At 69.9% G+C, this 5,059-nt stretch carries 5 protein-coding genes; all 5 read right to left on the bottom strand.

All coding sequences use genetic code 11. From position 1 onward, the window contains the following. The coding region (cbiE, locus tag ACFW2E_RS41270) for a precorrin-6y C5,15-methyltransferase (decarboxylating) subunit CbiE (protein WP_384475593.1) at positions 1–982 on the bottom strand (982 nt) is incomplete at its 3' end. A 123-nt stretch (positions 983–1,105) separates the two neighbouring features. After that, positions 1,106–1,744 (bottom strand): GNAT family N-acetyltransferase, encoded by a 639-nt coding sequence (locus ACFW2E_RS41265; RefSeq protein WP_384475590.1) that lies wholly within the window; start codon positions 1,742–1,744, stop codon positions 1,106–1,108. Between the two features lie 143 nt (positions 1,745–1,887). After that, a complete protein-coding gene (locus ACFW2E_RS41260; protein WP_384475587.1) occupies positions 1,888–2,721 on the bottom strand; it encodes a MetQ/NlpA family ABC transporter substrate-binding protein in 834 nt (277 codons plus the stop codon). A gap of 121 nt (positions 2,722–2,842) precedes the next feature. Beyond that, positions 2,843–3,580: a methionine ABC transporter permease gene (locus ACFW2E_RS41255; RefSeq protein WP_384475584.1), complete on the bottom strand. Its 738-nt coding sequence runs from the start codon at positions 3,578–3,580 to the stop codon at positions 2,843–2,845. Then, the gene (locus ACFW2E_RS41250; RefSeq protein WP_384475581.1) at positions 3,577–4,629 is read right to left on the bottom strand and encodes a methionine ABC transporter ATP-binding protein; all 1,053 of its coding nucleotides are present in this window, start codon (positions 4,627–4,629) and stop codon (positions 3,577–3,579) included. Before ACFW2E_RS41250 ends, ACFW2E_RS41255 begins: the two co-directional genes overlap by 4 nt. Positions 4,630–5,059: the final 430 nt, after the last annotated feature.

Here is a 5,059-nt window from a genome sequence, read left to right as displayed (position 1 = left end):
CGCCTCGACCGGCCAGTAGGTCGGGTTGGGTATGGTTCTCCGGGAGGTGCGGGGGGGTGCCGCCCACTATCTGGAGCTGCACCCCGAAGCGGCGGGCGGCCGCCTCGGTGCGGGCGCACGCCCCGTGATCCCGGTCGACGGCGATCACGGCCGCGCCGGCCCGCGCGGCCTCGGTGGCGAAGGCGCCGCCGCCGCAGCCGATGTCCCAGACGAGATCACCGACGCGCGGCCCCAGGCGGGCGAGTTGGGCCGCGCGGAGCAGCTCCGTCTCGCCCTCGCCGAGCCCGCCGCCGTATGCCTCGTCGGGCAGCACCCAGCCGCGCGGACCCGCGCCCGGATCGCGTCCGGCGATCCAGCCGCCACCCTCCGCGGCCCCCACCGGCCCGCCGATGACGATGACGACGTTCGGGTCGCGCCAGGTGTGGTCGGCGGCCTTGTCCGAGGTCACGACGGTGACCTGTTCGCGTTCGGTGCCCAGTTCCTCGCAGATGACGAAGGTGCGGTGGACCCCGTCCAGGAGCAGGCCGAGCTCGGCGGGTCCGGCGCCGGGCGAGGTGAGGACGGCGACCTTGGTGTGGGCCCGGCATACATTCACCGCGCGTCGCAGGGTGCGCCGGTGTGCGACGACCACCTGGGCGTCGTCCCAGGGCATCCCGGCGCGGGCGAAGGCTGCGGCCACGGAGGAGACGGCGGGGACGACCTCGACCTCCAGGCCGAACTCGGGCGCACGCAGGGTCCGTACGACGCCGAAGAAGCCGGGGTCGCCGTCGGCGAGCACGACCGCGGTACCCCGGTGCGCCGCGATACGGCGGGCGGCGAGCGCGACGCTGCCCAGCCGGATGCGTTCGGCCGTGGGAGGCAGCTCGGGGAGCGCCAGGTGGTGGGCCGCGCCCGCGACGAGTGTGGCGGCGCTCAGGGCGCCGCGAGCCGCGGCGGTCAGCGGTGAACCGTCCCAGCCGATCACCGTGACGCGGTCGGCCATCGTCGTCAGTCTCCCAGGGTTTGCGCAGGTCGTCAGGGGTGGGGCCCGCAGGCGGGCTCCGTGAGAGTACCTGGTGGGCCTGTCGGACGCGCGGCGGGCGGTACGCCGTGGGTCCCGGTGCTGTCAGTTCCAGTCGGAGAACGACGTGAAACCGCCGTTGTCGGGGAGTCGCTCGCCCGCACCCTCCAGGTCCTCGGGAAGGAGGCTCCACACGATGAAGTCGGTGCGCAGATCGGTCCACGCGCCGTCCTCCGTGCGGACGTGGACTATGCAGGCGTTGCGCAGCACGCCCTCGCTGATGCAGCCGATCTTCTGGGCGACCTGCTGGGAGGCGGTGTTGTCGGCGGCGGTGCGCAGCTCGATGCGCTCGAACTTCTGGTCGCCGAAGAGCCATTGGGAGGTGGCGAGCGCGGCCTCGGAGGCGTAGCCCTCGCCGCGGGCCCAGGGGGCGACGATGTACGACAGTTCGGTGGACCGGATGTGCCAGTTGGTCTTCGTCAACTGGACTATGCCGACCAGCCGCTGGGTGAGGAACTCGGTGACCGCGAGGTCGAGGCCGCGGCCGGCGGCCCGTTCGGTGGGTGCCCACTCGGTGATCCAGTGGCGGGCCCCGTCCTCGGTGAAGGGCTGGGGGACGTCGGTCCAGGCGCCGACCTGCTCGTCGTTCATCATTTCGGCCAGGGCGGGCACGTCGTCCTCGTCGAGGGGACGCAGCACCAACCGCTCCGTGCTGATGGAGATGTTGGGGAAGGTGCTAGTCATGCGCCGCTCCGTAACCTTCGGAAAAACCGTCAGGGCCTGCTGAACTGCCCAGCATGCAGCATGAAAGCACCGAACCGCACCACGGGGTCCACTCCGGGTGAGGGAGTGGACCCCGTGCGTGGCGATACGCGGTATACGCCCCGTCAGAAGGAGGCGACGACCGAGCCCTGGTACTTGTCCTCGATGAACTTCTTGACCTCGGGCGTGGTCAGGAGCTTGGCGAGCTTCTTGACCCGCGGGTCCTTCTCGTTGCCCTTCTTCACGGCGAGGAAGTTGCCGTACGGGTTGTTGTTCGCGGACTCCAGGACGAGCGCGTCCGTGGCGGGCTCGAGGCCCGCGGAGATGGCGAAGTTGCCGTTGATCACCGCGGCGTCCACGTCGTCCAGGGAGCGAGCGGTCTGGGCCGCCTCGACCTCCTTGAACTTGAGGTTCTTCGGGTTCTTGGTGATGTCCTGCGGAGTTGCTGCGCTACCCACGCCGTCCTTGAGCGTGATGAGCCCGTTGGTGGCGAGCAGCTTCAGGGCGCGCGCCTCGTTCACGGTGTCGTTCGGGACGGCGACGGTCGCACCGCTCCTGAGGGCGTCGGTGCTCTTCACCTTGTGGGAGTAGAGGCCGAGGGGCTCCAGGTGCACCGTGACGACGGGCACGATGTGGGTGCCGCGCTTCTTGTTGAAGTCGTCCAGGTACGGCTGGTTCTGGAAGTAGTTGGCGCCCACCGAGCCGTCCTCGGTCGCCGTGTTCGGCGTGATGTAGTCGGTGAACTCCTTGACCTCCAGGTCGAGGCCCGCCTTCTTCGCCAGGTTCTTCTTGACGAAGTTCAGGATCTCGGCGTGCGGGGTCGGGCTCGCGGCGACGACCAGCGGTCCGCTGTAGTCGGCGGAGGAAGAGGAGCCCTTGTCCGAGCCGCAGGCGGTGAGCCCGAAGGTGAGGGCTCCGGCGGCGAGGACAGCGGTGGTGATCTTGGCGGTGTTACGCACGAAAAGTGCCTTTCCTATGGGTGGTGCGACCCCTTGAATCAAGGGGTGTCGGGGCGGAGCGCCGTCGTTGAGGGAGGGTGGTCGGGCGACGGGTGGGCGGACGGGGAGTCTGTGGGGGTGCTCAGGCGGCCTTGCCCACGTCGGCCGCCGCGGGCCCCGCGGTCCTCAGCAGACGGAGCCTGGGAGCCGGGCCGGAACGGGCACCGCGCCGGTGGATGGAGCGGGCGGCATAGTCGCCGACGAGCTGGACGACCGAGATGACGACGGCGAGTATCGCCACGGTGATCCACATCATCTGGGTCTCGAAGCGCTGGTAGCCGTAGCGGATGGCGATGTCGCCGAGGCCGCCGGCGCCGACCGTGCCGGCCATGGCGGAGTAGCCGATGAGGGCGACGATCGTGGTCGTGGTGCTGGAGATCAGGGAGGGCAGGGACTCCGGTACGAGGGCCTTGCGGACGACGGTCCAGGTGTTGCCGCCCATCGACTGCACGGCCTCGACGAGTCCGCCGTCCACTTCGCGGACAGCCGTCTCGACCAGACGCGCGAAGAACGGGATGGCGCCGATGGCGAGCGGCACGATGGCGGCCTCGCGCCCGATGGTGGTCCCGGTGACGGCGCGCGTGAAGCCCATCAGGGCCACCATCAGGATGATGAAGGGCATGGACCGGGCGACGTTCACGATCTGCCCGATCACCTTGCCGGCGAGGACGTTCTGCAGCAGCCCGCCCCGGTCCGTGAGGACGAGCAGGATGCCCAGCGGAAGGCCGCCGACGACGGCGATGACGGTGGACCAGCCGACCATGTAGAGCGTGTCCCAACACGCCTGGGACAGCAGCGGCTGCATCTCGGACCAGGTCACCTGGCACCTTCCTTCACCAGCGCGGACCCCTGGGCCGGCTGGTCGACGACATCGATCTGCAGGCCCTGTTCCCGCAGGAAGCCGATCGGCACGACGTTGTCCTCGTAGCGGCCGGGCAGCTCGATGCGCATGCGGCCGATCTGCAGGCCGCCGACGGTGTCGATGGCGGCGCCGAGGATCGATATGTCGATGTTGTAGGTGCGCGAGAGCTGTGAGACGACCGGCTGGGTCGCGGCCTCGCCGTGGAAGGTGACGTCGACGACGGTGCGCTCGGCACCGGAGGCCTCGCCGCCCACCGGGAACAGCGCGGCGGCCAGTTCGGAACCGGGGGTCGCGAGCAGCTCGCTGACGGTGCCGGACTCGACGATCCGCCCCTTCTCCATGAGCGCGGCCGAGTCGCAGATGCTCTTGACCACGTCCATCTCGTGCGTGATGAGCAGGACGGTCAGGCCGAGCTGCCGGTTCAGGTCGCGCAGCAGCTGGAGGATGGAGCGGGTGGTCTCCGGGTCGAGCGCGCTGGTGGCCTCGTCGGAGAGCAGTACCTTGGGGTCGCCGGCCAGGGCGCGGGCGATGCCGACGCGCTGCTTCTGGCCGCCGGAGAGCTGCGCGGGGTAGGCCTTGGCCTTGTCGGCGAGTCCGACGAGGTCCAGCAGTTCGAGCGCCTTGCGGGAACGGTCCTTCCCCGACCTGCCGAGGATCTCCAGCGGCAGCTCGACGTTGTCCTGGACGGTCCGCGAGGACAGCAGGTTGAAGTGCTGGAAGACCATGCCGATACGGCTGCGCGCACGGCGCAGCTCCTTGCCGGCCCGGGGTCCGCGCCCGGCGAGGGCTGTGAGGTCCTGGCCGGCCACGGTCACGGTCCCGGCGGTGGGACGCTCCAGCAGGTTGACGCAGCGGATGAGCGAGGACTTGCCGGCGCCGGACTGGCCGATGACGCCGTACACCTCGCCTTCGCGGACGTGGAGATCGACGCCGTCCAGGGCGATGACCTCGCGGCCGCGTGAGCGGTCGGCCCGATATATCTTCGTCAGGCCCGATGTGGTGATCACTGTGATTCCGTCACTGTCGAGTACGCGGGCATGGGTGTGCCCGGGCACAGGTGCATTCGTTCAGGGACGCGACACGGTTCTCGCGGTGGCGATGGAACCGGGTGGAGAAACATGTGCGCGGGGCGGCTTCCGTCGCGGACGTCTTTCGACGACAGGCGGACGTGCCACGGCTCTCGCTTCGGGGCGCGAGGCTCAGGTGGTGCGGGGGCCCTCTAGAAGGCGCACATTCGACACAGACAACGAGCACCGGGCGTCATGGTCGCCTCGGTCGCAAGGGTGCGGCTGCTCGTCGTGCTCATGCGATCAGTAAACCAGACGTACGGTCCTGACCGGAGACGGCTGTCCGGATGCTGGACAGCGGTGGGCGGTGACCGGACACCGGCGCGCCGGCGGCCAGGGGGGAGGTTGCCGCTCGGTCTCCGGTGACCAG

This window comes from Streptomyces sp. NPDC058964 (assembly GCF_042741275.1).
Classification (GTDB): Bacteria; Actinomycetota; Actinomycetes; order Streptomycetales; family Streptomycetaceae; genus Streptomyces.
This window is presented reverse-complemented; position numbering and strand designations above follow the sequence as displayed.